Genomic DNA, 24,125 nt, shown 5'->3' on the forward strand with positions numbered 1-24,125 from the left:
GATGTATTTAAAAGGAGATACATCATGAAAAAAATTTATGTATGGCTGCTTGTCCCTTCTGTACTTTTCCTCGTTTTCCATTTAACGCAGCTTAAAAGTCCAGCAGGCTTGCAGGAAATTGCTGCTGTATTCATCGGATCGATTATTTCCGGAAGTGTTATTGGGTTTATTTTATATTTAGTTTATGCCCTTACGAGAAAAGGAAGACGCAAAATATTGTAAATGAGAGGCGAGAACATCGCGGATGTTCTTGCTTCTTTTTTGTTGAACAATCTTTAGAATAGACAGATGACTAAATCTTAATTCTTCTTTCGCTCGAAATTAACCAATATCATCCTCATTTTCCTTTAATCTGCAAAATACGACTTTTTCACTTATTTTTAATCTTATTTTAATAAAGGGGACTATATCCTTATTCTGATGTGTAAAGGAAAAGCGCTTTCATTTCCCTGTTACTGAAGCATATGTCCCCTTTTAAAAACCGAGACCAATGGACAGTTTTCCATAATTGCCCCCATATCTCCTTTATTTCTCTTTAAAATAAGAGAGGATTCGAAAAAAGAAAGTAAAGGAGAGGAGATGAAAAAAGATGGCTAAATCCGAAACAGGCCAAAAGAAAACCTATCTATTTGAGATTCACTTTTTAAGAGCAATAGCATGCTTGATGGTGGTTGGCGTCCATGTCTCTGCAACGAACTCCGCGATGAACAATGATACATACAACAGCTTTACGTACTTCCTTAATCAGATAGGAAGATTCGGAACACCAATTTTTGCACTGATCAGCGGGTTTCTGTTATTTTATCCTCTGACAAGGAAGAAGTTCAAATTAGGCTATTTCCTGAAAACGCGTATTTCAAAGATTTTAATTCCTTTTCTTCTTTGGAGTGCCATATACCGCTATTTGCGATTTTACTATGAAAAATGGGAATTTGCAGATCCTTGGAAAGAGGCAGGCACCATTTTAAGCGGAAATGCGTTTTACCATCTCTACTTTATCGCGATTGTTGTGCAATTTTATATTATTTTTCCAATTATCCAAAAGATTTTTAAGACTCAATCGCTTATTTTAGTCTTTGCTTTCATTTCCTTTATCATCAGCTATAAACTTTATGGATTTCATCCGAACATTGAAGGTCCGCTGGGTGATTATCTCGGAGGCAAATCCTTTATGCCGATCTGGATTTTCTATTTTGCGTTTGGCGGTTTTATGGCGTTTTACTGGGAAGGCATTGTCGCTCTAACGAAAAAACGGAAATGGCTCATGCTCTTCATTTCAATTGCCATTTTCGCAGGAGCGATTGTGGAGTACACATTGAATGGCTATGTCTCAAACCGCAGAATCTCCAACTTAATAAATATTCCCTTGCTGTCACTAGCTGTAGTCGGAATCTATCCTTTTCTATCTAAATGGGCTGTGATCAAAAAGCCATTGGTCATTCTTGGACAATATTCCATGGGAATCTATCTAGTACATCCATTGATTCTTTATCTAATGGCGAGACACTTGCCTCAAAGCTATTGGGATATGAAATATGTGGCCGTCATGTTCGTGGCTGTCCTTCTCATTGCAGTTGCAGGCATACGGATTATTCAATTCATTCCTTTCAGCAGCTTTTTCATACCTGTACCAAAAATAAAGAATGCAAAAAAAGCAGAAGACCCTGCCGTGGCTGCAGAGAAGCGGATGTCGGCATAAATAAAGTAAAACCCCGGGAATTCCCGGGGTTTTACTTTGGAATTTTCTTTCTCATTTTGATCATATAGAAAAGTCCAAGAGCTAGCAGCAGGAGAAACGAAGAAATATATTCGAGGTTAATAAAAGTAATTTTTCTTATGTAATTTGTTATGAGTTTGTCAGAATCATAGAGACTTATTAAAAGTGAAGTTGGAATAAGCCCCTGATGGTGATTCATCATGGCAATATAAAGACTCGGTGCCAAAAGAGAGAGCAAAAACGCAGCAAACCTCAAAATACGCAAAGATTTTCCGAAATTGATCCTCTGTCGAATAGAAAAAATGATGTAAGCTTGTCGGAACAAGCAAGACAAAGGGGTGCCATCTGTAAAAATGGCGATGCGGCCAGCCAGCAGACTGCCAGTTGCTTCATCAGGTCTTTCCGTATGGTTTATGGTCGGGAAAAGTATCGTCTGGTTGTCTTGCAGTATTTTTTCAATGTATCCGGATTCAATGACAATGTTGTTTACTGTTGAATTCAGTCTTTGTCTGATTGTCTGAAGTGTTTTTTTATCTGCTTTGTTTTCAAGATACATGTCTTCGACTTTAGTATGCGAGTACTCACCGACAGTAAAGCTCTCAAGCTTTAGTTCCGATGTTCGTAACCTTCTTCTGACAAGGGCGGTATTGCTTCTTGCAGTCTCAACAAAATGTATGGAGCTAAAGATCCAGTAAATGGAGATTTTCATTTAGTTTCTCTGATAAAACCTTTTTATGAAGTTTATCCGTTCAACATTGCGATAGTTTATCTTTTGTCATTTAATGAAAAATATGTGAAAATAGGCAGAAATAAGAGTCAATATATGCAGGGCAGAGTGAAATCTTATATGTGTGTTATTCCCCAGATTGCCGTTTATTCTGGTTTGAAATTATGTTACTCTTTAATTAGCTGAAAAGTTAACATAAAATTTCAAAAATATAGAGGCAGGTGATAGTGTGGGTATAGAAATAGAAAAACTGGGAGATCTGCTTTTGGGCGGCAGAGTAAACCAGGTGTGGGAGTATTTAGCAGAAGAATTCCCAGAGAAGGAAAGAGGCTCAGGATTTTATGAAGCGCTGAAAGAAGCCATGTATTATATTGGGGAACAGTGGGAAGAAAATGCGATAACCGTTGCCGAAGAACACGTAGCTTCACAAGTGTGCAAAAATCTTCTTATTTATAAGCAATATAAAACAATGAAGAGAAACTCTTTTACGCGCAAAGCAGGTTTAAGAAAAGCCATGTTTTTCTGTGTAGAAGGAGAGCAGCATGATCTTGGCATCCAGATTGCTTCCAATATTTTTGAGGAAAGTGGCTGGCAGACAAAATGTTTAGGGGCAAACCTGCCGCTTCAGCATGCTGTGGAATTTGCTGAAAAATTCAGGCCTGAAGTTATTGGCATTTCGGCCAATATCGCATACTATTTGCCGCTCATTTCAAAATATATTGATGAACTGGAAAAACTTGACTTCTTTCCGACGATTATGGTAGGAGGAAGACTTGCTTCCAATTATGATTTAGAATTTCATTGTCCTCCAAATGTGATGATTATACAGGATCTGTCTCAACTGGAAGAGCTCATTATAAATACAGGGGCTGTTCAGCATGGAAACGCAATTAGTGGGTAATAAATATGAAAAGATCCCATTTCCTTATTTTTTGGTGGATCGAAAATTAAACATTCTGGCTGTCTCAAGAAAGACGTTTCTCGAATTTGATGAAGCGATTTCCTTTCTTGATATAGTAGGAATCGGCAGCAAGAAAAAAGCTATAAAATTCCTTCTGGATACACCTTCCATATCAAAGTTTGAATTAAATCTGAAGACTAAAACAAAAACATTATGCTTATTTGATCTCTACGTTCAATACGAAACGAAGGATCTCATTCATATTTTCTGTGTTAATAAAGAGGAATCACTAGAACCAGTTTATAACGCAATGAAAAATCTCGAGATGAATTTAATTGATGCAAACATATCCCTCTTGGAAAAAAATGCCGAACTGGAAGAATCATTGAAAAAACTCAGAGAAATTACTGCCGTTCCAGAGAATTTAAGTACCTTTAAGAATCTGGCTTCGAACATATCAAAGGAAATGTCAGGAAACTCAGGTAATATAAAAGGTTTTTTCAATCAGGTTAAACCTCACTTAGTCAAAATGGAAGGCAACTCATTTGGCTATTCCGACTTGGACCGGGCGAATGATATTTTATTTGAATTTCTTTTTGATAATTATCCTCTGCTTTTAAATAAAGAAAAAGTTCAATTGTCCCAGCTTCTGGACGAAGTGGTTCTCCATACGAAAAATGAAGCTGAGAAATACGGCTGCACGTTCTCCTATATAGCTAACTTTCAAAATCCCCTAATACAAGTTGATACGAAGAGAATTTCACAAGTTCTTTTGAACATTGCAAAAAATGCTTTTGAAGCGTGTATGGAAAGAGATGGCGATTGTGCCAATGAAATCAAACTGTATTACCGGTTAAGCAAAAAAGCGATTGAAATTTATCTTGAAGATAACGGCATAGGAATGGACCGGCAAGTATTTAAGCACTTGTTTACTCCTTTCTTTACAACAAAGAAAGAGAACAAGGGCCTTGGTCTTGCAGTAAGCAAGGAAATCATGAAGCTGCATTCTGGAGATATCGAAGTAGTAGAGAGTTCCGCTGAAGGAACAAGAGCCAAAATTATTCTTCCTTTTTCCTCTTAGCCCCCTGTAGCCATCTGACACACCGTCGGATGGCTTTTATTTACCTCAAATGAATAAGAGAGCTGCCTCCGCAAGTCTTTTGACTAGCGGCCGCAGCCCTTTTAAAAAAGAATTATAGAATCCCTCTCATTATTTAGAAATACGAGGCGCAGCTAAAAGCAGCAGAATGCCAAGTACAATGGAAAGACCACCGATCACTCCAAAGTATACAATCTCTGTTTTGGCATTATACAAAGGTACAATTTGTGCGTTGATTGCCTGTGCGGAAGCACTTGTAAGGAACCAGAGGCTCATCGTTTGTGCTGAGAATGCAGCAGGCGCCAATTTTGTTGTTGTAGAAAGTCCAACAGGGGAAAGGCAAAGCTCGCCGATTACAACGAGCAGGAAGCTTAGAACAAGCCACATAGGACTTACTAGAGAATCTGTACCATTCATATAAGCAGGAATAATCATGATCAAAAATGACAATCCAGCGAACAAAAGACCAAGCGAGAATTTCTTAGGTGTAGAGGGCTGGCGGCTGCCGAGCTTCACCCATAGAGAGGCGAACACTGGAGCCAGAATAATGATATTTCGAGTCAATAGTTTTATTTGAAAATAACAGAAAATTTTAATCAAGATCCACTAAATATGTAGAGATAAGCTTATTCTGGCAGGCTTTTAAAGATCTTGTCCGAAATAAAAAGTTTATTAGAATTAAATGTTTTTGCGGAATAGTAAGTAAAAAGATAAAACTGATCTGATGCGGGAAACATAGGTCAGTTTTTTATCTTAAACTTTGTTGTTTTTTCATGCAATTAAGTGAATATAGAGCATGAATACCCCGCGTATTTTAAGAAAAGATGCGACGATGCTAATCTTTATACGCGTTATAAGACCATACTATTAGCAATAATCTTTGCGAAAACAGCCTTTTATTAAGAAAATACCTTTATCAGCATAGGTATAAGGGAATAGGACCATAAAAGAGTCATAAATCCACCCAGGATCATAGAAAGGCTTGAGAAAGTTCCTTCAAGCTCACCATATTCCATAGCTTTGGAGGTTCCTACGCCATGCGCTGCCATACCAAGCATTAGCCCTTTCGCTATAGGGGAACGAATGGATAGCAGCTTAATGACTTGCGGACCAATTATTCCGCCTGCGATTCCTGTAATAATCACAAATACCGTTGTTAAGGCAGGAAGCCCTCCGATTCCTTTTGAAACTTCAATCGCAATAGGAGTAGTGATTGAACGGGGAAGAACACTTAATATCCACTCAGGACTTGCCTTAACGAGAAAGGTCATAAAGTAAGAAGAGATGATAGCCGCGATTGAACCCGCAGCAACACTGAATAAAATGATGGATGAGTATTTTTTTATTAAATGTCTGTGTTTGTAGATAGGAATGGCAAAAGCAACGGTTGCCGGTCCAAGCATATCAGTCAAAAGCCGGGAAGATGTTAAATACTCTGCAGCTGGAAATCGGAAGACAGCTAACAGGCAGATGAGTGCAACCGGACACAAAATAAGAGGATGAGTCCAAATTCTTTTGTACTTGCCGTTAATCCGCTTTGTCCATATATAGATGAAGTAGGTTAAAGCTGTGAATAAAAGCGTCATGTTATTTCATTCGCCTTTCATATAATTTTTCTGCTGTGTAGGCAGTGGCACCCATGACAATTATTATGCTGATGATGATAATAGCCAGGAACTTTAGCCCGAGCGTGCTGAACAAATCATGTATTTGGACGACTCCTACAGCAGAAGGCACAAAGAATAGAAGCAATTCTGCAAGAAGCCAGGATGCTCCCATTTCCACCCACTTAAGTTTAATGATTTTTAAATACAGGGCTGCCAGCAGCAAAATCATTCCGATAATGCCTGATGGTATTGGGAGACCGCTCATATGATTGATAAGCATGCCGAGCAGGAAAAAACAGTTAATCAAAATTACTTGGGCAATAATGATGAGGAGTTTCATTCTTTTCCTCCTAAAAAAGGAAAGAGCCCGATAAGGCCTCTTATCAAATTCATTTAGTTTGTTTGTTCTTCTCGTTGAGCGAGTACCTTATTGGCAACTCTAAGGGCATTCAGCACTCTTGGGAAACCAGTATAAGGAATCAGCTGAATAATGGACTCAACAATTTCTTTTCTTGTTATACCAGCTGTAAGTCCTGTATTTAAATGAAGCTTAAGCTGAGGTTTAGTACCCTGTTAACCAATGAAGAGATCGTAACAAGTGCATGTTTGTCAATCCTTCTCTTGCATATACTTCGCTTGTCGAAATCGATAATCATGTCGGCAACGTCCGGAGCAATATCTTACAGGTCTTCCACTATTTTTAAATGAGTGGAAATTTCTTTATTTGATGTATCTGTGTATTCCATTAATTATCCATACCAACTTGATGGCGGCCGTTCATAAGGATTCTCCTGTATTGAATGTCAATATAAACTGTACTACACAATTAAATATTCGTGAAATACATAATTATTATGCATGCGATAACTATTGGTTATGCTGGGGGAGCAACGATTTCTTTCCTTCTATCAGAAAATCAATAAAAGCTCTGCTGGCATGTGATACATACCGGCCTTCTGCAGCAATAATGGCAAGCTTCCATTTAAGCGTGGTGTCTTTTAAGGCAACCTGGACAACAGAACGGTTCTGCACTCTGTTGCAAATGGATTGGGGAAGAATTGTAATTCCCATTCCAGCTGCCACCATCTCCGACATAAAATCCCACTGGGAGCTTTGAAAAAGAATATCCGGTTCAAAGCCGCCTTCACTGATGCAATGCTGCCTGACAAGCTCAAAAAGAGCAAAATCTTCATTATAGAAAATGAATTCCTCATTCTTGAGGTCCTTCAAAGCTACACTGTCCCTTTTAGCTAGAATGTGGTTCTCGTTCACCAGTACAACCATATCCTCTTTCACAATAGGATAGACTTCAAAATCCTCCAGGCTGATCATTTGAATAACAGCGACACCTATTTCTATTTCTCCCGTCAGAATACTTTCTGCCACCTTTTTGGCACCGTATTCCTTAATATCAATTTTCACATTGGGATATTCATTATGAAACGCAGCAAGCACCCTAGGAAAAAACAAACTGCCGATAATCGGGGGAATCCCTATTGAAATCTCGCCTCTTCTTAAATCTGTCATATCCTCTAGAGAACGGGATAAATCCTCCGTCAGGCTTAAAATATTCGCCGCATACTCGTATACAACTCTTCCTGCATCTGTAAGCTCAGTCACTTTATTGGTTCGTTCAATCAGCTTTTCGCCAAGTTCTTCCTCTAAACTTCTGATCATTTTGCTAAGAGCCGGCTGAGATACAAGGAGGATCCCAGCTGCCTTCGTGAAATTTCTATGTTTTGCTACAGCGAGAAAATAACGCAGCTGTCTTAATTCCATTTTTAACACCCCGTATTTAATAGGATTCCTTATTTTGTGTTCTTTCATTAGTTTAATGGAAAAGAGTGATTTGCTGAATGAAAAAGGTCTCTGTCACCATAAAATGCTAAGCCCCTGTCCCCAGCCGCGCTAATGAATGAAAGCTCTGTCCCCATTAGTCAGACTCTTTGCCTGATCCGGATTTAAAAAGCATGGTCTCTGTCCCTTAATGAATTACCGTGAAGAGGGACAGAGTTAAAACCTGCCAGCACTGACCCTCACTCTGCTAAAGAGTTAAAGGTATGGTGCCCATTGCTAACATCCTATACACAACAAGGGTTTAAAGAGTGTGATACCTGTCCCTCAGCCAATTAACGCATCAGGGGCCAGGTGCCCCATCAATATAGGGGACAGAGCCCAATAAACTCACGATTCCCTGCACCTACCAATCATCCATTCAGATACAATAAAGATAAGGTTTAAAAGGCAAGGTGGATACGATGCTCATTGCACCAGCCCTTCGGGGAAGAAATAGCAATTTGCTCTCATAAAGGAAAAAAGGACTGTTATAAAGGGACTCATTATATAAAATTTGCTGCAATATTTCAGCTTGAATTTAGTTTATACAAGGGAAAAGATGAAATCACTTCTTACAATAGAAAGAAGGAGAAGGAAGAAATTCAAGCGGATGTTGCTTTCATGAATGAAGGTAAACAAAATGTTCTATTCTCCTTAATGAAATCCTTTAATGAGCCGATAAAAAGGAAAAGCCTTCCACTCGAGACAAGCGGAAAGCTTTGATCTTATTTTATGAAAAATCCTTTGTTTACCATTACGCCGGTAAGAGCTTGCCTGAAATCTTTCACAGCTTTGAGCCGCCATTTTGCTTCAGAAGGGTAGAACAGTTCTTTTCTTTATATCGATCGTGGATAATATCAGATGAAGCTTTGTTTTTCGTGCAGTTCGGCTGTATAACATAAAGGGGTCTCAAAGGAGGCCTCTTTTTTATGTTAGGCTCTTTTCTTAAACATTGTTTCTTCTCACTCTAAATTTCAGCTGCAGGACCCTTGTTTTGCAGAACTATAAGAAAAGAAGCCCCGAAGCAAGTTAAAATGCGTGATAAAAGCATTTACGAACAGCAACAATCTCTGCGAAAACAGTCTTATGTGAAAAAGCGGATCAAAATATTTATATAAGGGATTACAGTTACCATACATGAAAACACTCACCCATTTGGTATAACCTGGACAGGAAGTTATATACTACGCTTAACAGAACCATTCGAAAAAGGGGATCGAGATGCCGAAAACGCTCATTATTTATGCCCATCCTAACGAAAGAAGCTTTTGTGCTGCGATAAAGGAGTCTGTCATTCAGGTGTTAAGAGAGCGAAAGTATGACTTTTATATTCGCGATTTGTATGCTTTGCAATTTCAGCCTGTCCTGTATGAAGATAATTATTTGCAGTTTTACCAAAACAAGCTGCCGGAAGATATCGCTGCAGAACAAGAGTATCTTGCCTGGGCAGAGCATATTATCTTTATTTATCCCACTTGGTGGAACAGTATGCCGGCCATTCTGAAAGGCTATATTGACAGAGTCTTTACGAATGGGTTTGCCTTTCGTTTTGTGAATGACAAAACAGAAGGGCTGCTGGAAGGTAAAAAAGCTCATGTTTTTCAAACAACTGGCCATTCTCAAGAATTTATTGCAACCAAGCAGCTTGTCTCTGCCATGTATGATACAACAGATTTGGGGATTTTCAGGTTTACTGGAATGGAGACACTCACCCATAAATTTTTCTACTCTGTTCCTTATGTGGATAAGAAAGCCCGGGAAATTATGCTTGGAGAAGTAAAAGACATTATTCAGATTATTTAGCAGAGTGTCTCAATAATTTAACAAAGGCTGTTTTCGCAAAGATTGTTGCTTTTTGTACAAGCACTTATCACGCAATAAGTCCAGCTTAGGGACATCTTTTCTTAAAGTTTTTGCTATTCCAATGGTTTCGAGGACTATATATAGGGTCATGAGCAGCAAAGTTTAAGAAAGGCTGTTTTCGCAAAGATTGTTGCTTTTTGTACAAGCACTTATCACGCAATAAGTCCAGCCTAGGGCTTCTTTTCTTAAAGTTTTTGCCATTCCAATGGTTTCGAGGACTATATATAGGGTCGTGAAAGTTTAAGAAAAGAGCCTTAATAAAACCAAACTGATGAATATTTCCTCCATAGGAAGCATTGTTTTCTGAAGGTTCACCAACAAGCTTTCCAAATGCTTTAATAATCTTTGCAAAATCTGTTCCTGCGCTAAAAGTAATATTTGAGGTGAGTACATACATTTTTAAAATTTCTGTTACACGATTACCGAAATCTGTAATAAAACGGATATAATTTGTTTCCTTGACTGCCCCGCGGATATTACCAAAAGCTGAGTGACTATCAATCTCTTTTACTTCTTCTGGAATACTTCTATTCAAGCGAACATTACACCAATAACGGCCAGCCGTTTTTTGTAGAGCATGAAATCTTTCTTCCTTTTCCGATATGCATTCTATGTATTCTTGTTTAATTACCGTATAGTATTATAGGAATTATTATCTATTTTTTGAAAATTATCCGGCATCAAAAACTACATGCGTCTTATCTCTCTATTTCTACTCTAAATTAATTTACTTATTGCTATTGCCTTATTAAATGGCCTCGTCAGATCCTAAATGATAGTTTTGTAATATTTTTTTCCTTTTAATAACCCTCTAATAGACTTGGTAAAATACTCCCTCGAATAGATTTCTGTTAAATAACCTATCCATTTACCTATTAGAATAAATGCCAGAAGACCTTATTTTCATCCCCGTAATAAACATTCACAGTGGTTTAACAGTTAGGTAATCGTTCTCTAAAAAATTAAGAGTATTCTAACATATGCTAGGACTAGCAAAAAAATGACCAGATTGGGATGAGTGAAGTGAAGAGATTGCGTAATAAGAAGAAACTACTTTCCGGAATTGCTGTTTGTACAGTTCTTGTTGGATCAGCCAGTGCTTACGCTATGACAGGACATGCTTTTGATTCAAAGCAAGTCGGCCGTCAGAAAGATCATTCGGTCTTAACACCAGTAAACCAATTAGTCACACCAGCAGGGAAACAGCTGGAATTTGGAGGGAATCCTATTTCTGCAGCTATTCGTCCTGATGGGAAAACAGCTGTTGTATTAAATGGACGGACAGATTATGGCGGAAATGGACTTAACATTATTAATCTTAAAACCGGTAAGTTAATCGGCACTGATTTTGCTTTAAAGCTTTCTCATATGTGGGGACTCGTTTATTCAAAGGACGGAAGCAAGCTTTACGCTACTGGCTCAGAAGGAACGGAAGGCAAGCTTGTTGTGATGTCTGTCGGGGAAGACGGCATTCCTAAAATACAAAACACATTCAGCCTCCCGAAGGCCGCTGCAGGAGATAATGCTAATATTAACCCGCTGGATCTGGCAGTAGGACCAGAAGGAAAGCTGCTCATTGCTCTTAACCGAGATAACAGCCTGGGTGTTGTCGATCCTGATACAGGCAAATTAACGGCAAAAGTTTCAGTAGGTAACGCGCCTTCAAGTGTCTTGGTGAACGGTCACACCGCCTATGTGACGAACCAGGGAGGCAGAGCAGCAAAACCTGGAGATACAACGGTTGATTCATCAGGTACACCGGTTGTGGTTAACCCTAAAACAGGTGCGACTTCTACCGGAACTGTTTCAGTGGTAGATTTAAATACAAACAAAGTCATTAAAACAATTAAAGTAGGAGTTCAGCCTGAGAGAATGACCCAATCTGGCAGCTATATTTTTGTGACGAATACAAACAGCGACTCTATCTCAGTCATTAACTCAAAGAACAACAAGGTTGAACAAACTATACCGATCAAACCCTATCCAAAAGCTCCTCAAGGATCTGCACCAAACGCTGTAAAGATGCTTGGCAAAAACAAATTACTGGTCAGCCTAGGACGTGATAATGCGATTGCCGTGTATGACTGGAAAGGTACGAAAAAGCAGCCGCAATTAAAAGGTCTTCTTCCAACTGCATGGTTCCCTGTTGATCTTGCAATCGATTCAAAGCATAACAGGCTTTTGGTTGCTAACGGAGACGGTGTTGGTTCCCTCGGACCTGAGCGTCCTTTAACTATTCAAGGAAAAACCGTTACAGGCCATACCTCTTATGCTCAAAAAGGATCTGTTTCTCTTATTCCTTATCCATCTCTAAAGGATCTGGTTAAGGGAACAGCAGAGGTATACGCTGATAACGATTGGTTTGGACTAAAGGATCTTAATGCAAAGCCAAGAGAAAATAAGAAGCAACAGGCCATGCCGGAACGGATTGGCGAACCTTCAGTGATTAAGCATGTGTTTTACATTATCAAGGAAAACAGGACGTATGATCAGGTGCTAGGCGATCTAGGCAAAGGAAATGGCGAGCCTGCTCTTACACAATTCGGCAAAGAGGTTACACCAAACACGCATAAGCTCGCAAATACGTTTCCTCTGCTGGATAATTTCTACACATCAGGCATTCAGTCAGCAAGCGGTCATCAATGGGTGATGCAGGGAACCAATACCGATTATGAAGATAAAGAAACGGACTCAGGAAACGTGAGAAGCTATCCAGGCGGAGCGGGAGATGCAATGGCTTATGCCCCAACAGGCCATTTATGGGATTCAGCGATTAAACAAAACCTATCTGTTGAAAATTTCGGTGAGGATACAACCGGATTTAAAGGAAGCGCACCATTCGGTACATGGTCTGACTGGTATAACGATTCTTTGATTTTATCCGGACAGAAGGATGGGAAACTGCATGTTCCAGTAGGCAACTATTCAGCAGAAACAGATATTCCATCACTCGGGCCAATTACGTACAAGCCTTATCCGACATTTGATATGAACATTCCTGATCAATACCGTTATGAAATATTCAAACAGCAGTTTGAAAAGCATGTGAAAAATAAGGATTTGCCGCAGCTGAACACAATGTGGGTTACGGATGATCATACTTCAGGATCATCATCTGGATCTCCAACGCCTCAAGCGATGGTAGCAGACAATGATTTGGCAGTCGGGAAAATCGTTTCATTGATTTCACATAGTCCTTACTGGAAAAACTCAGTGATATTTGTTACAGAAGATGATGCACAGAATGGCGTAGATCACGTTGACGGCCATCGAGAGCCTGTTCAAGTCATTAGCCCATGGGTAAAACGGGGGGCTATAGACAGCCACTATTGGACTGTCATTAATATGGTACGAAGCATTGAACAAATATTGGGACTGCCTCCGATGAACCAAAATGATGCAGCTGCACAGCCGATGAATGAAATTTTCACCAACAAGCCAGACTTTACTCCATATGATGTTGTTCAAAACCAAATTCCTCTCGACACAATGAATGGCGAGAAGAAAACAAGTGCTGAAGAAAAACCTGCTGTGAAGCAGCTAGTGAAACAGTGGGCAGATTGGTCCAATAAAAATGAGTATCTGTTCAGCGGCAAAACGGCATCACCTGATGAAGTAAATGCCAACATGTTGAACCATGCTGTATGGTATGCAACAAAAGGATATAATCAGCCTTATCCGGGAGACCAAAAGGTGCTGACACCTGAAGAAACAGCTGACCAGCCTGCAAGTAAAGCACCATCACCTGCTGATAATGACTGAGATTAATAGAAGCGTAATCTTTTAGAAGCCTGCATACGCAGGCTTTTTTGGTATAATTGTTCCATAATTATACAGAAAGAAGGGTGAAAGACTTGCTTTTTCACTATCATTTTTGGACGCCATTTTTAGAAGAAACAGAGAAATTTTATACAGAAAAAGGATTCCGGATAACACTTCGGACTGGAAAGCTGGACGGAGAATTTCAGACCTTTAATCCTCCGCTTACTTGGGACGACTTTCGAGAGAAAAAGATACTTTTTCGAATTATAGAAGCACGAAAAGGCAAGGTGAACATTACATTTGGATATGGGAAAAAAGTGATGTTTGACCATATAGGATATTTGGTTTCAAAAGAAGAGCATCACCTCATATGCAGCAGTGCCAAAGAGCTCGGGTGGGAGCTGAATATGAACGAAAGGCGAACCTTTATCAACTCTCCTTACGGGTTCAGAATCGAGTTGCAGCTTAATCAGGATGCCGTAGAGAGAGAGGCTTTTCCGAGAATAAATGAATTGGTGCTTGCCCTTAAGAAAAGCGGGCTAGAAAGCGATTTGGAAAAATTGCTTGGCAGTATAAACAGCGGCATTTGTTCTTATCTGTCTGAGGAAGTTACCTTAACAAAAGCTGTGATAGAAGGATCATCTATAGGGAAGGATCCAAATGGAGTAGAAGTAACCGGTGAAGCAGGATAAAAGGAGATGGTTTCTTCCATCTCCTTTTGTTTTAGTATAAGTTAAGTATTCTTAACTGCGAAAAGTTGCAGCAAAGGGTATTGATCAAAGTGTCTCTAAAACCGCCATATTCCAGTACATCATAGGTGGCAATGTAAACGATACAGTGTTTCAGGATATTTGATTTCATGACCTGAATGGAGCTTTTCCAGTTTTCAGGAAGAGGATGGATATCCGGCTGTTTCTTCTCAGGATCCTTATAAAGCTGCCAATCCTTTTTGACACCTGCATATTCTTCATTTTCAAACGCTCCATAAAGAAGATTATAGGCCATCGTCTTCATTTCTTTTCGTTTTGCTAAGGATAAGTAGTGGCTTAAGGTATTGAACTTTACGGGTCTGTTTGCAACATCTTCCCAATGTTTTGCAATGTGTCAATTTCAATCGCGAGCGGTTAATGTGAAATCTGTTGAGTTCATCAATAACAGCTGTCATTTCTGAAGGAGTCTTTTTGGAGAAGTCAGATAGAAAGCCGTATCTTGGATATTTGGACCATGTACTGGAGACATCTATTCCGATCGAAGCTTGCATGCCTCCAATTTTTGTGACGGCGAGGTAGCCTTGAAAGTCATTTCAGGAGGGGACCATTTCCAATTGGCCTTATTGTTTTTAACAGGAACTTCTTCTTTCTTAATTATGTGATTCAGATGGTAATAGGTAATGTCAGCCAGTTCTTGATTGTTTAATTTTTCTGAATGCAAAGAAAAAGACACGGTCTCACCAGGAGTGTACCGTGCCTTATCAATTGTCATCGAAACCTTGTCAGCCTTTTGAGGCGATGGTTTCGGACTTTCATCTGGCTGAAAGGTAAAGTAAAAGAGAAACATGCTTAATATTGCGAGAATCAGAGTCAAAATAGCAAATGTGCGAAATGGATATTTCATTGGCTTTATAAGCCTCCTTAAAATAAAACAGGGGCCGGCTGCTAAAACAGCTTGACCCCGTATTTTTAATTAACGAATAACGACGTCTCATTTTCTATTAACAGGGATGTTGCATAAAGTTTTTTAGCATCTTTATCAAAGAATAGGAGCGTATCCATAGATTCAACAGCTTTGTATTTATTGAATGCTGCAAAAACCATTTTCGGCTGTGCTGCATGATGAAGCTTCAATGTATACTGCTGAATCTTAGAATCATAAATGCTTACAAGCTTGTTCTGTTTGAAAGTAACACCTTTGCCATGTTTCTTAACAGTGAAGAAACCTTTTGGTAGTTCTTGGATTTCGTGTCATCTTTATAGAAAGAAATCTGGGCTTTCTTATCAAGATACGTGTCAAGTACAAGGTTTGTCAATGGTTTTTCACCAATATATTGCTGAACATCGCGGTTTGGAACGATTGAATCTTTTTTCACGAACAATTGCATTTGATCTAGAGCAGCATCCACATGGATCATTTGTCCGCCTTTATATTCTTTGCCAGTTCAGTAATCAGCCCAGTTTTTTCCTTTTGGAAAGTAGACGTTTCAGGAAGTTTGGCCTTCTTTTACAACTGGAGCGCCCATTAGTCCATCGCCAAACATTCTCATCCTGCTTTACAGCTGGATCGCTGATGGGCTACTGCATGGAAGACCCAATCTGTCTATACAGTCTAATTAAAGACCGTACTAAATAGCAGTGTTTAATGACGAAAAAACCCAATCTAAAAAAAGGGATTGACGTTTGAAGCAAAAGTACATATAATAAATCTTGAAGTTGAGATATATTAAATCGAAACATTAGGAAAGCATTTATATCTATTTTTTTAAAGATATATCTCGATTTCAAACTATTTTTCAGGAGGAATAAAATATGTTAGCAGGATTGGGATTATTGCTTATTCGTTTAGTCATTGGGCTTTCATTCGTTGGGCACGGCTCACAAAAACTGTTTGGATCATTTGGAGGCCATGGTATTGAAGGAACTGGAGGGTTTTTTGAATCCATCGGCATAAAACCGGGCAAAACAATGGCGCTGATGGCAGGATTATCTGAACTTGTCGGAGGTCTTTTGTTTGCTCTTGGATTCCTGACTCCGCTTGGCGCGCTTGCTATTATTGTTACAATGCTAATTGCCATTGTGAAGGTGCATGGAGCAAACGGATTCTGGGTAACACAGAACGGGTATGAATTCAACCTGGTGCTAATCGTTGTTGCTCTTGGAGTTGCTCTTATTGGAGCCGGCCAATATTCACTTGATGCCCTCTTCTTTTAATAGATGAATTGAAAAAGGTGCCGATTTTAGGCACCTTTTTTGTATTTTCCTTTTCTATAAAAGATAATAGAGATATTCATCAGGAAAGGGGTATGAAAAATGGTTAACAGTTTACAAGACAAAGCAACTCTTCATAATGGCGTTGAAATGCCATGGTTTGGACTAGGGGTATGGAAAGCTGAAAATGGAGAAGAAGTAACAAATGCTGTTAAAACTGCAATTCAAAACGGCTACTTAAGCATTGACACAGCAGCAGCTTATAAAAATGAAGATGGTGTGGGCCGCGGTATTAAAGAAAGCGGTGCCAAACGCGAAGACCTGTTTATTACAACAAAAGTATGGAATGCTGATCAAGGCTATGAGACAACATTGGCTGCATTTGAAGAGAGCATGAATAAGCTTGATCTTGAATACCTTGACCTGTATCTTATTCACTGGCCTGTAGAAGGCAAATACAAAGATACTTGGAGAGCGCTCGAAAAACTTTACAAGGACGGAAAAGTAAAAGCCATCGGCGTCTGCAACTTCCATGTCCATCACTTAAGAGATTTGATGGAAGGAGCGGAAGTGGTGCCAATGGTTAATCAAGTGGAATACCATCCGCAATTGGCTCAAAAAGACCTGCTTCAGTTCTGCAAGGACAACCAAATCCAGCTTGAAGCCTGGTCTCCGCTCATGCAAGGGAAACTATTGGACAACCCTGTGCTGCAGGAAATTGCTGATAAACACGGCAAATCTACTGCTCACGTGATTTTAAGGTGGGATCTTCAAAACGGTGTAGTGACCATACCAAAATCCGTAAAAGAACACAGAATCAAAGAAAACGCTGAAGTATTCGATTTCGAACTTTCCCGTGAAGACATGGAAAAGATCGATTCACTTAACAAAGACGAAAGAATTGGTCCAGATCCGGATAACTTTGATTTTTAATTAGGAGAACCTGCCTGCTTGCTGCGGGCGGGTTTTTTCTTTTTATGGGAGGGTTTGAGTAGTAAGCAGTTTGGATAATAAATAGGGAGATTCGGATAAAATGTGGATAGGTTTAGATAAAATATCGGCTAGTTTGGATAATTTATTGCTAGGTTTCGATAATATGAGAGCAGTTTTGGATAATATGGTTGTGAACCATTCTATGTCAGCATGCGAAAATGAGTTTTGCAAGGCAAAAATTAAATTTTCATCTGTCTTGGATCTATGTCCTGGTCAGTAAATCCTGTGATGCAGTTATTTTAATGCTAAGCAGCATTCACTTCCAAAAAAACTGGGACTAACCGTTTTTTCCAGTCATCTCCCCCAACTAACTTCCTCCACCTTAAATACTAGAAGAGCAATGTGATCGTTAGGTCATTCGCATGATAAATTCAATAGGAAAAAAGATTGAAATCCGACAACAACAGAAAGAATTTCTGCTTGGTAACTTAGTTATATCGACACATTTTTGCTATTATTTCCTTTTATTAACGTAATTTTACAATATTTTAATAGATTCTAAACATTCCTCCTTTATTTTTGATGATGTATCAAATAAAAAAGAGGAGGCAATTTATGAAGCACAATTCTGTGAAAAAAGGCATACTTGTCTGGTTCATTTTTATGCTGGTCTTTCCTGGGCTGCTTGCAAATTTCGCAAGCCAGGCGCATGCTGACACCGCTGTCAAGACAGTGGCTGAAGCGATTGCGAACAATACAGGGACAGGCACGGTCGAGGGCTATATTGTAGCTCATACTACAGGAAATAAAAGCTACAATTTCCAGGCTCCATTTGGTAGCGATACCAATTTTGCATTGGCTGATTCTCCAACTGAAAAAGACCCTGCGAAACTGCTTCCAGTACAGATTCCATCCTCATTCAGAAGCCAATTTGGACTTAAAGCAAATCCTGCACTCATCGGTCAAAAGGTTCGTGTAACTGGAAATTTGACTACTTACTTCACAGTTCCAGGCCTGAAGGATGCTTCAGCCATGGAAAAAATGGGTACTTCCACAGATCCAGGTCAGGATCCTGGCGGAACTCCTGGCAATTCAACGATTAGCGATGCAAAAAAACAAATCGGTCAGCAAACAACGGTAACTGGTGTTGTGACGGCTGACAATTCCGCGATCGGCGGAGGAAAGCTGTCTACTTATATCCAGGATGAGACAGGCGGCATCAATGTTTTTGCATTAGATGCTTCTAAATATCCTGAATTAAAGGAAGGCCAGGAAATCAAGGTAAAAGGAACAATCAAAGAATACAAAAAGCTCACCGAAATTGAGCCTGAGGCAGATGGGATTGAGATGTTGAACCAGGCAAAACCCATTCCTGCTGCAAAAGATACAACTCTGAAAGACCTTCAGGACGATGCTAAGGCAGAACCTTTAGAAGGCCAGCTTGTAAAAGTAAAAGGCTATGTCCAGTCTGTACCTGAAACAGCAGCTGGAGGCGGCTACAATGTTTCTATTTTAGACAGCGAATACAACAGTACAACACTTCGAGTTATGGAAGGCACTAATGCGATCAAGAGTATTCAGCAAGGAAAGTGGTACGAATTCACAGCAATTGCAAGCCAATATGATTCTTACCAGCTGCTGCCAAGAAAAGCAGATGATATGAAACTATTAGATCCTCAGCCAGAAGTACCGAAATCAAGCGGTGAATACACATCAAAAGTAGAAAGCGTAGTGGATGGAGATACGATTCACCTTCAAACACCAGTCCTTGGAGCTGATAAAGTCCGTTTCGTAAATATTGATACACCTGAAACGTACCAAACTCCGAAAAACGAAGCGGATCAAAATCAAAAAGATTATGGCGAAAAAGCAAAAGCCTATTTGAATGAACTGTTAAAACCAGGCGATGAAGTAACCGTAAAAGTAGGAGAAAAAGCTACGGATGACTATGGCAGACTGCTTGCTCAAATCGTCCGCAAAAAAGACAACCTGAACACCAATCTTGAAATGGTGAAAAAAGGCTATGCCACAACTTATTTCATCTGGCCTGTTGGCGATATGAATGACTACAATATGTTCCAGACAGCTGTTAAAGAAGCGAAGGATCAGCATCTTGGAATCTGGGATGCCGCTAATCCTTTAATGGAGCTCCCATTTGCTTTCCGTGCCAGAGACCAAGGGAAAGGCTTCACAAGGTATGTGGGGAACTCAGATACAAAAAAATACGTTGATCCAGAAAAATGGGGTGACGTCCCAGTTGAAAAGCGCATTTTCTTTGCAAGTGCAGAAGAAGCAAAAGCAAATGGGTACACACCAGCAGCTGACGCACCAGATCCAAAAGGAGACACGCTTTCCTTGCAGCTCCTAAGTATGAATGATCTTCACGGTAAAATTGATCAGTCTTATCAGCTTGATACAAATGGCGACGGCAAAACGGATGGCACATTCGGGCGAATGGATTATGCTGCAGCCTATTTGAAGCAGAGGGAAGCACAAAATCCTAATACATTAATCGTTCATGACGGCGATATGATCGGCGGAAGCTCACCGGTTTCTGCACTCTTCCAGGATGAGCCAACCGTTGAAATGATGGAAAACATCGGCTTTGATGTAGGTGTAGTCGGAAATCATGAGTTTGACGAAGGCACAACAGAATTAAAACGTATTTTAAATGGCGGGGAACACCCTGAAGGAAAAGGCACAAAAGGCTATGACGGCCAGAACTTCCCGGAACTTTGCGCGAACTGTAAATATAAATCAGATGGCAGTGATTTCCTTCCTCCTTATGCCATTAAAGAAGTTGATGGAGTAAAAGTCGGATTTATTGGAGTAGTAACACAGAGTACTGCCGGTATCGTTATGCCTGAAGGAATAAAGGATATCAAGTTTACAGATGAAACTCAAGCAGTAAATGATGCAGCAAAAGAACTGGAAGCACAAGGCGTTAAGTCGATCATTGTTCTAGCTCATATGGATGCAGAGCAAAAAGGCGATGTCATCACTGGAGCAGCAGCTGATCTTGCGAAAAATGTGGATGATGAAGTAGATGTAATCTATGCTGGACACAATCACATGGTTGATAATGGTACAGTTGATAACAAATTGATTGTACAAGCTTCAGAATACGGGAAAGCCATTTCAGATGTAAATCTTGAAATTGACAGAAAAACAGGTGACATTACTAAGAAAAGCGGCGAAATCGTTTGGGTCGACCAAAGCAAAATTCAGCCGGATCCTGAGGTAGGAGCTATTTTGAAAAAGTACCAGGACATGGCTTCTTCTAAAATCAACGAAGTGGAAGGCGAAGCAGCTACTGAAATTAAAGGCGGATACGGTGTGAAAGGCACGATCGGGGACAATGGACTTGGAAACCTGATTGCAGATGGAATGAAATATTATATGAAGAGTGATTTTGCCTTGATGAACGGCGGAGGAATCAGAGATGTTCTGAATGCCGGCCCAATCACTTGGGGTGAGCTTTTCAATATCCAGCCATTCGGAAACACACTTGTGAAACTTGAGGTTAAAGGTGAAGATCTTTATACCATCATTAATGCACAGCTCTCTCAAGCATATGGTCCTGATTACAGCATTGGAGGATTCACTTATACTTGGGATCCTGCAACAACAAAAGTAACAAACATTTATCTTCCGAGCGGCGAAAAAATTGATAACAATAAAACGTATACTGTTACAGTAAATAACTTCATGGCAACTGCAACAAGCGGAAAATATAAGCCAATTGGCGAACTTGGTAAAAATCCGGTTCAAGGACCTGAAGATCTCGAAGCAACAGTGGCTTACGTTAAAAGCCTGAAAGGTCCGATTTCCTATAATGCAGAAGGCCGCATTTCAGATGACAACACAGCACCTGTTACAACAGCTGAATTGTCAAAAGCTGACTTAAGCAATGGACATTATTCCAAAGAAGCAACAGTTACCTTATCAGCAGCTGATGTGGGAATCGGAGTAGGTTCTATTGAGTACAAAATCGGTGAAGGTGAATGGAGGAAGTACTCTGATCCGATCAAAATAACAGCAAACGGCGAGCAAACCATCTCTTACCGTGCAAAAGACAAGGTAAACAATACAGAAGAAACCAAATCCGTTAACGTTGTTATTGAACAGCCAGCGGAAAAAATGACATTCAAAAAACTGAACAAAATGGTATTGGAGACAAGAGCGAGCTTGTCAACAAAGGCATACATCATTGCCCAGCTGGCAAAGGCTGAATTTGATGAGAGCCTAAGCCGATCTATTCCTCGCTACCATGACTTTTTCAAAGAGCGCGAAATAGATGTACTTGAAAATCTGTCTAAAAAAATTGCACGTTATTCAGATAAGATTATGCCGAAGGAAGATCGTGACAAACTGGTCAATGCGATCAACCAGTTTATTGAACAGGAAAACGAAAAAGAGAACAGTAAAAGCATAAAGAAAGCTTCTTAATGCCAAAAGGGTGTGACGCCTTCGTCACACCCTTTTTTATTGCTAAAGCATTAAATTTCTTCTTCGTCCACATATTTCATAAAACGGTTAAATTCTTCCGGAAAAGGAGCCCTTATGTTTAACGCTTCCCCTGTTAAAGGGTGTTTGATGAAAACTTTTGCAGCATGAAGTGCTTGTCTGCTGAAGATCTCAGGATTTCCTCCGTAAAGCTCATCACCTGCTATCGGATTACCGACGCTTGAGAGGTGAACCCTGATTTGATGGGTTCGTCCTGTTTCAAGCTGCAGCTTCACAATGGACAGCCTTTGCTCGCGAAGGTACTGAAGAACCTGATAATGCGTAACAGCAGGCTGGCCGCTTTCAGAAACTCTTCTTCTGACAGCATGATGGCGGTCTCTTCCAATTGGTTCTTTGATTGTCCCTTTCTTTCGATGAAGCCGTCCTTCTGCTACAGCGACATAAGTCCGTTTAATCTGATCATCCTGCAGCGCTTTATCAAGAAGTGTTTGAGCTAAGGCGTGCTTTGCAAAAACAATGGCTCCCGATGTATCCTTATCCAAACGATGAATTTGTCTTACTTTGCTGTTTTGGCCGCTAACCTGGTAATGAGAAGCAAGGGCATTGGCAAGTGTGCCCGTCTCCTGTGCCTTGTTTGGATGTGTAGACATTCCTTCAGGCTTGTTTAATACAATGAGATGTTCATCCTCGAAAAGAATTGCAAGCTCCCGGTATTCAGGTACAATTTCGTCTTCCTCTTCTCTGAATACATGCAGCAGCACAGAATCTCCATTGGTAACAAGCGGATTTTGATTCGAAATCACTTCTTCATTCACTTTAATGGAATGCGTATTTCTCCATTCACTGATATTGGCCTTGGAAGCACCAATCTCTTTTTGAAGGAATTCATTTAAATGCAAAGACTCGCCTGAAAGCGATACAGGAAATTCGACCCATTCTCCTCTGATTTTCATATTGTCACCATTTTCTTTTATTTTTTGTTATGGATGCTTTCGCAAAGATTGCTGTTATTCGTATGAGTTTCAAACACGCTTTAAGATTAGCTTCGTGGCATTCTTTTCATTAAATTCGCAGAAGTATACTTGTTCAGCAATCCTTTATTTAGATGAAATAGCAGCACAGTTTAAGAAAAGAGCCTTTGTTAACATTACACATTCATCCTAAAAGCTTAGAAAACAAGGAAACACTTACCTCTAAAAAGGCATGTAATAGATGTGCTATTCTTTACTTATCAAGATGAAAGCAAAGGATGAGACAACTTGAGAATTGTTACAGCATCTACAGAAGAACAGGAAAAACACATTGATGAACTGATCGGTAAAATCTATGAAGACATTTTCCCGCTATATTTCTCAAAGGAAAAAATTGACGAATTAAAAGAATTATCCGTCCTGCTGCCGGAACAAAGCCAGCATAACTACAATGGCACAATTGACGAAGCTTTTCAAATTATGTCCAGTTTGCAGACGTTAGTGGCGCTTTTAGAAAAACCTGATTGCAAGCATTATGAAAAATACAGGGAAATGTACGAGCGCAATATAAAAATATTGAAACAATACGGGTACAGTTTTCCTCTTTCATATCATCATTTTCCAGAAAAACCTTCAGACAATCGGTTTGGCAAAGCGGCAAATGATTGGATGATCTAATATAAAAGGCAGTCTTCGAAAAGTTTCCTGCTATTCGTATAAGATTAGAACCCGCATAAAGATTAGCTTTAAATGGATTAAAAAACAACAAAGTTTAAGAAAAGAGCCAAATAAAAAGCCAATTTCTCTTTTGGAAAATTGGCTTTTTATTTGCTTATCTGCTGCTTTTTAAAATCATAGCACTTGAAACCGCAATAATAATAAATCCAATCAAAGCTAATAGAGGGATCGTAATAACGCCAAACCAATTTAGATAGTCTCCGCCGCAGTTGACTACGCCGCAGGAGTTCGCATTTTCATGCAAAAAAGGAACCTTCTGCACCCCGTAGTGATAAATGGAAATGCATGCGCCGATTACTGATAAAATGAGAGAATAGAAGGCAATGCTGTAATCTCTTCTGTATATGGCAAGGCCTAGAAGAACAGCTTGTGGATACATGAAAATTCTTTGAAACCAGCAAAGCTTGCAAGGCATAAAATCCAATATCTCCGAAAAGTACAAGCTTCCCATTGTGGAAATTAATGAAGCGGCCCAGGCAAGGATAAGCAGGAAAGAGGGATTTTTGAGTTTCGTCATATTTTCTCCTTGTTTTCTCAGATATTGTCTACCAGAATTATAGTATGTGAATAGAAGGATGTAAAT

21 protein-coding genes and 3 pseudogenes are annotated in these 24,125 nt (G+C 39.7%); 11 read left to right on the plus strand and 13 right to left on the minus strand.

Going from position 1 to position 24,125, the window contains the following annotated elements; translation table 11 throughout:
- The first annotated feature begins 24 nt into the window (after positions 1 to 24).
- Both ACOT8F_RS03035 and ACOT8F_RS03040 read left to right on the plus strand, forming a co-directional pair.
- Positions 25 to 222: a hypothetical protein gene (locus tag ACOT8F_RS03035; RefSeq protein WP_421650084.1), complete on the plus strand. Its 198-nt coding sequence runs from the start codon at positions 25 to 27 to the stop codon at positions 220 to 222.
- Between the two features lie 367 nt (positions 223 to 589).
- Positions 590 to 1,699 carry an acyltransferase gene (locus ACOT8F_RS03040; RefSeq protein WP_421650085.1) on the plus strand — a complete coding sequence of 370 codons (1,110 nt, stop codon included), beginning with the start codon at positions 590 to 592 and terminating at the stop codon, positions 1,697 to 1,699.
- A 31-nt stretch (positions 1,700 to 1,730) separates the two neighbouring features.
- Here ACOT8F_RS03040 and ACOT8F_RS03045 read toward each other — a convergent pair whose 3' ends face one another.
- Entirely contained in the window at positions 1,731 to 2,426 is a 696-nt protein-coding gene (locus ACOT8F_RS03045) for a spore germination protein (RefSeq protein ID WP_421650086.1), read from the minus strand.
- 247 nt (positions 2,427 to 2,673) lie between these two features.
- Between ACOT8F_RS03045 and ACOT8F_RS03050 the strand changes: the two genes are divergently transcribed.
- Together ACOT8F_RS03050 and ACOT8F_RS03055 are read left to right on the plus strand one after the other, a co-directional pair.
- Entirely contained in the window at positions 2,674 to 3,345 is a 672-nt protein-coding gene (locus ACOT8F_RS03050) for a cobalamin B12-binding domain-containing protein (RefSeq protein WP_421650087.1), read from the plus strand.
- Entirely contained in the window at positions 3,323 to 4,426 is a 1,104-nt protein-coding gene (locus ACOT8F_RS03055) for an ATP-binding protein (protein WP_421650088.1), read from the plus strand. The genes ACOT8F_RS03050 and ACOT8F_RS03055 overlap by 23 nt, the downstream gene beginning before the upstream one ends.
- A 129-nt stretch (positions 4,427 to 4,555) precedes the next feature.
- Here ACOT8F_RS03055 and ACOT8F_RS03060 read toward each other — a convergent pair.
- The 5 genes and pseudogenes from ACOT8F_RS03060 to ACOT8F_RS03080 all read right to left on the minus strand — a co-directional run.
- A pseudogene (locus tag ACOT8F_RS03060) lies at positions 4,556 to 4,996 on the minus strand (POT-type proton-dependent oligopeptide transporter); the annotation flags it as partial.
- Positions 4,997 to 5,343: 347 nt separating this feature from the next.
- Positions 5,344 to 6,030, minus strand: coding sequence for an LrgB family protein (locus ACOT8F_RS03065; RefSeq protein WP_421650089.1), 687 nt, complete (start codon positions 6,028 to 6,030; stop codon positions 5,344 to 5,346).
- 1 nt (position 6,031) lies between these two features.
- Entirely contained in the window at positions 6,032 to 6,391 is a 360-nt protein-coding gene (locus ACOT8F_RS03070) for a CidA/LrgA family protein (RefSeq protein WP_421650090.1), read from the minus strand.
- A 53-nt stretch (positions 6,392 to 6,444) separates the two neighbouring features.
- Positions 6,445 to 6,832: pseudogene (locus tag ACOT8F_RS03075) on the minus strand (carboxymuconolactone decarboxylase family protein).
- Positions 6,833 to 6,918: 86 nt separating this feature from the next.
- The gene (locus tag ACOT8F_RS03080) at positions 6,919 to 7,830 is read right to left on the minus strand and encodes a LysR family transcriptional regulator (RefSeq protein ID WP_421650091.1); all 912 of its coding nucleotides are present in this window, start codon (positions 7,828 to 7,830) and stop codon (positions 6,919 to 6,921) included.
- 1,278 nt (positions 7,831 to 9,108) lie between these two features.
- Here ACOT8F_RS03080 and ACOT8F_RS03085 point away from each other — a divergent pair.
- Positions 9,109 to 9,690, plus strand: a complete 582-nt coding sequence (locus tag ACOT8F_RS03085; protein WP_421650092.1) for an NAD(P)H-dependent oxidoreductase — start codon at positions 9,109 to 9,111, stop codon at positions 9,688 to 9,690.
- Positions 9,691 to 9,775: 85 nt separating this feature from the next.
- Here the strand turns inward: ACOT8F_RS03085 and ACOT8F_RS03090 are convergent, their stop codons facing one another.
- Complete coding sequence (locus ACOT8F_RS03090; RefSeq protein WP_421650093.1) at positions 9,776 to 10,285, minus strand: hypothetical protein; 510 nt, start codon at positions 10,283 to 10,285, stop codon at positions 9,776 to 9,778.
- 488 nt (positions 10,286 to 10,773) lie between these two features.
- Here ACOT8F_RS03090 and ACOT8F_RS03095 point away from each other — a divergent pair, with 488 nt between their 5' ends.
- The gene (locus ACOT8F_RS03095; RefSeq protein WP_421650094.1) at positions 10,774 to 13,512 is read left to right on the plus strand and encodes a bifunctional YncE family protein/alkaline phosphatase family protein; all 2,739 of its coding nucleotides are present in this window, start codon (positions 10,774 to 10,776) and stop codon (positions 13,510 to 13,512) included.
- 83 nt (positions 13,513 to 13,595) lie between these two features.
- Positions 13,596 to 14,204: a hypothetical protein gene (locus tag ACOT8F_RS03100; RefSeq protein WP_421650095.1), complete on the plus strand. Its 609-nt coding sequence runs from the start codon at positions 13,596 to 13,598 to the stop codon at positions 14,202 to 14,204.
- Between the two features lie 31 nt (positions 14,205 to 14,235).
- Here ACOT8F_RS03100 and ACOT8F_RS03105 read toward each other — a convergent pair whose 3' ends face one another.
- The 4 genes and pseudogenes from ACOT8F_RS03105 to ACOT8F_RS03120 form a co-directional block, all read right to left on the minus strand.
- Positions 14,236 to 14,613, minus strand: a complete 378-nt coding sequence (locus ACOT8F_RS03105; RefSeq protein ID WP_421650471.1) for a glycoside hydrolase family 66 protein — start codon at positions 14,611 to 14,613, stop codon at positions 14,236 to 14,238.
- Positions 14,507 to 15,126: pseudogene (locus tag ACOT8F_RS03110) on the minus strand (glycoside hydrolase family 66 protein). The gene ACOT8F_RS03105 and the pseudogene ACOT8F_RS03110 overlap by 107 nt, the downstream one beginning before the upstream one ends.
- Before the next feature lie 65 nt (positions 15,127 to 15,191).
- Positions 15,192 to 15,356: a hypothetical protein gene (locus ACOT8F_RS03115; RefSeq protein ID WP_421650096.1), complete on the minus strand. Its 165-nt coding sequence runs from the start codon at positions 15,354 to 15,356 to the stop codon at positions 15,192 to 15,194.
- Positions 15,357 to 15,388: 32 nt separating this feature from the next.
- Positions 15,389 to 15,640: a hypothetical protein gene (locus tag ACOT8F_RS03120; protein ID WP_421650097.1), complete on the minus strand. Its 252-nt coding sequence runs from the start codon at positions 15,638 to 15,640 to the stop codon at positions 15,389 to 15,391.
- A 394-nt stretch (positions 15,641 to 16,034) separates the two neighbouring features.
- On the opposite strand from ACOT8F_RS03120, the gene ACOT8F_RS03125 reads away from it, so the two are divergent.
- From ACOT8F_RS03125 to ACOT8F_RS03135, 3 genes are all read left to right on the plus strand, one after another.
- Positions 16,035 to 16,436, plus strand: a complete 402-nt coding sequence (locus ACOT8F_RS03125; protein WP_421650098.1) for a DoxX family protein — start codon at positions 16,035 to 16,037, stop codon at positions 16,434 to 16,436.
- 99 nt (positions 16,437 to 16,535) lie between these two features.
- On the plus strand, positions 16,536 to 17,366 hold the full coding sequence (locus ACOT8F_RS03130; RefSeq protein WP_421650099.1) for an aldo/keto reductase: 831 nt from the start codon (positions 16,536 to 16,538) through the stop codon (positions 17,364 to 17,366).
- Between the two features lie 615 nt (positions 17,367 to 17,981).
- Entirely contained in the window at positions 17,982 to 21,815 is a 3,834-nt protein-coding gene (locus ACOT8F_RS03135) for a 5'-nucleotidase C-terminal domain-containing protein (RefSeq protein ID WP_421650100.1), read from the plus strand.
- Positions 21,816 to 21,865: 50 nt separating this feature from the next.
- Here ACOT8F_RS03135 and ACOT8F_RS03140 read toward each other — a convergent pair whose 3' ends face one another.
- Positions 21,866 to 22,786 carry an RluA family pseudouridine synthase gene (locus ACOT8F_RS03140; RefSeq protein WP_421650101.1) on the minus strand — a complete coding sequence of 307 codons (921 nt, stop codon included), beginning with the start codon at positions 22,784 to 22,786 and terminating at the stop codon, positions 21,866 to 21,868.
- Between the two features lie 306 nt (positions 22,787 to 23,092).
- Here ACOT8F_RS03140 and ACOT8F_RS03145 point away from each other — a divergent pair, with 306 nt between their 5' ends.
- The gene (locus ACOT8F_RS03145) at positions 23,093 to 23,482 is read left to right on the plus strand and encodes a DUF5365 family protein (protein ID WP_421650102.1); all 390 of its coding nucleotides are present in this window, start codon (positions 23,093 to 23,095) and stop codon (positions 23,480 to 23,482) included.
- Positions 23,483 to 23,636: 154 nt separating this feature from the next.
- Here ACOT8F_RS03145 and ACOT8F_RS03150 read toward each other — a convergent pair whose 3' ends face one another.
- Positions 23,637 to 24,059: a disulfide oxidoreductase gene (locus ACOT8F_RS03150; RefSeq protein WP_421650103.1), complete on the minus strand. Its 423-nt coding sequence runs from the start codon at positions 24,057 to 24,059 to the stop codon at positions 23,637 to 23,639.
- Between the last annotated feature and the right edge of the window lie 66 nt (positions 24,060 to 24,125).

This window comes from Chryseobacillus diguaensis, assembly GCF_049220665.1.
Classification (GTDB): domain Bacteria; phylum Bacillota; class Bacilli; order Bacillales; family Bacillaceae; genus Metabacillus_B.

Excerpts from the sequence above, each read along its gene's own strand:
- ACOT8F_RS03085 (WP_421650092.1), top strand. The coding sequence starts at position 9,109 with ATGCCGAAAACGCTCATTATTTATGCCCATCCTAACGAAAGAAGCTTT.
- ACOT8F_RS03055 (WP_421650088.1), top strand. The coding sequence starts at position 3,323 with ATGGAAACGCAATTAGTGGGTAATAAATATGAAAAGATCCCATTTCCT.
- ACOT8F_RS03065 (WP_421650089.1), bottom strand. The coding sequence starts at position 6,030 with ATGACGCTTTTATTCACAGCTTTAACCTACTTCATCTATATATGGACA.
- ACOT8F_RS03120 (WP_421650097.1), bottom strand. The coding sequence starts at position 15,640 with ATGATCCATGTGGATGCTGCTCTAGATCAAATGCAATTGTTCGTGAAA.
- ACOT8F_RS03045 (WP_421650086.1), bottom strand. The coding sequence starts at position 2,426 with ATGAAAATCTCCATTTACTGGATCTTTAGCTCCATACATTTTGTTGAG.
- ACOT8F_RS03150 (WP_421650103.1), bottom strand. The coding sequence starts at position 24,059 with ATGACGAAACTCAAAAATCCCTCTTTCCTGCTTATCCTTGCCTGGGCC.
- ACOT8F_RS03125 (WP_421650098.1), top strand. The coding sequence starts at position 16,035 with ATGTTAGCAGGATTGGGATTATTGCTTATTCGTTTAGTCATTGGGCTT.
- ACOT8F_RS03135 (WP_421650100.1), top strand. The coding sequence starts at position 17,982 with ATGAAGCACAATTCTGTGAAAAAAGGCATACTTGTCTGGTTCATTTTT.
- ACOT8F_RS03130 (WP_421650099.1), top strand. The coding sequence starts at position 16,536 with ATGGTTAACAGTTTACAAGACAAAGCAACTCTTCATAATGGCGTTGAA.
- ACOT8F_RS03035 (WP_421650084.1), top strand. The coding sequence starts at position 25 with ATGAAAAAAATTTATGTATGGCTGCTTGTCCCTTCTGTACTTTTCCTC.
- ACOT8F_RS03080 (WP_421650091.1), bottom strand. The coding sequence starts at position 7,830 with ATGGAATTAAGACAGCTGCGTTATTTTCTCGCTGTAGCAAAACATAGA.
- ACOT8F_RS03070 (WP_421650090.1), bottom strand. The coding sequence starts at position 6,391 with ATGAAACTCCTCATCATTATTGCCCAAGTAATTTTGATTAACTGTTTT.
- ACOT8F_RS03140 (WP_421650101.1), bottom strand. The coding sequence starts at position 22,786 with ATGAAAATCAGAGGAGAATGGGTCGAATTTCCTGTATCGCTTTCAGGC.
- ACOT8F_RS03040 (WP_421650085.1), top strand. The coding sequence starts at position 590 with ATGGCTAAATCCGAAACAGGCCAAAAGAAAACCTATCTATTTGAGATT.